Genomic DNA, 1,639 nt, shown 5'->3' with positions numbered 1-1,639 from the left:
TAACAAAGAAGAGTCAGTCATTAACAAAGAAGAGTCAGTCATTAACAAAGAAGAGTCAGTCATTAACAAAGAAGAGTCAGTCATTAACAATATTGTGGCAAGTCAAGATTCAATAGATCTAAAGATTATAAAAGAAGTAGCCCGTTTAACTGACGAATATTTATCATCTTTAGTTAAGAAAAATTCTTTAGCAAGTAATTCTAGAGGGATTGAGAATGAGCCATCTGATAAAAATTCGACAATTTTAGAACAAAAAATTAAAATTCTTTATGGGCTTCAAGGAATACTTGGTTCTAAAAAGAAGGAGTCTCGCGAAAAAATTGAATTATTCTATACCCAATTATATAGTGCAAATGCTACATTGGTTAAGCATCACGATGAAGGATGGAAGCATTTTACTAAAAATGCTGCATTAATTTTAGGTATTATTTTAACTGGTATTCTACCTGGTTTATTGGTTGTTGGCGCTATAGCGCTAACAGGTTATTCCCCTAAATTGTGGCAATCCAGCGGACAAACCTTTTTTCAACAGGCCAAAAAAGAAATTGAATCCAATAGACCTGACCTTTCCCCTCAATTAGTACCAGGGGCTCGATGAGAAAGCCAACATTATGATCCTCTCCCCAAAATCGATCCAGCATTAATTAGAAAAACCGGCACTTAACACCTTCTGTTTGAACTGATTTGGAGTCAAATTGTTCAGTGAAGAATGAGGTCGGAAATCATTATAATCCAGTCGCCATTCTTCAATTTTGTTTTTAGCATCTTCAAGAGAAAGAAACCAGTGGCTATTCAAGCATTCATCCCGAAAACTCCCATTAAATGACTCAATAAAGGCATTGTCTGTTGGTTTTCCAGGCCTTGAGAAATCCAGAGTTACGTGATTCTGATAAGCCCACTTATCCAATATTTTTGAAATAAACTCAGGACCATTGTCAATGCGGATAGATTTCGGCTGTTTGTTTTCCAGTACTCTAAGTCCTTCAAGAACGCCCACGACTTCTTCACCTCGGATAGCTTGTCCTACATAAATAGCTAGGCATTCGCGACTAAAATTATCCACTATAGTTAATGCCCGTATTTTCTTACCATTGAACAGGTTATCGGAAACAAAATCCATACTCCAGCATTCGTTTAAAGTAGAGGCCTGCGACCGCTCCTCTCTGTGGCTACCTGCTACATGTCGTCGAGGTCGCTTCCTTCGAAGATTAAGACCTTCTTCGCAATAAATGCGATGAACTTTCTTATGATTGATGACCCAGCCTTCTCGTTGAAGCAGCACATGAATACGCTGATAGCCATAACGAACTCTTGTTTCGGCTATTTCCCTGATACGGTGTCTTATAACAGTATCTTCACCACGGCATGAGCGGTATTGGAATACGCTACGGCTTATCATTAAAACTGCACAGCTCCTACGAACACTTATCCGATAGCCATCCTGAAGAGAAACAGCCAGTTCCCGCTTCTTACCTGGCTTTAAAGCTTTTTTGACAGAACATCCTGCAACATCTGCTTATCCAAGCTTAAATCAGCTACCAGCTGTTTCAGCAGCAAATCTCACTGAGCCATCGTTTCCAATAAATTCTGCTGTTTGAACAAATTTAAACCGATTCATAGACTGTTATGGAACTGCCAT

2 pseudogenes are annotated in these 1,639 nt (G+C 38.7%); one reads left to right on the top strand and one right to left on the bottom strand.

What is annotated here, in order from left to right:
- Positions 1–598, top strand: a pseudogene (locus Lfee_RS12105) (hypothetical protein); the annotation flags it as partial.
- Between the two features lie 42 nt (positions 599–640).
- Here the strand turns inward: Lfee_RS12105 and Lfee_RS12100 are convergent.
- Positions 641–1,551 (bottom strand): annotated as a pseudogene (locus Lfee_RS12100) (IS3 family transposase); the annotation flags it as partial.
- Between the last annotated feature and the right edge of the window lie 88 nt (positions 1,552–1,639).

Source organism: Legionella feeleii (genome assembly GCF_001467625.1).
Classification (GTDB): domain Bacteria; phylum Pseudomonadota; class Gammaproteobacteria; order Legionellales; family Legionellaceae; genus Tatlockia; species Tatlockia feeleii.
Note: the sequence above shows the minus strand (reverse complement) of the source record. Positions and strands in the feature narration are given on the sequence as shown.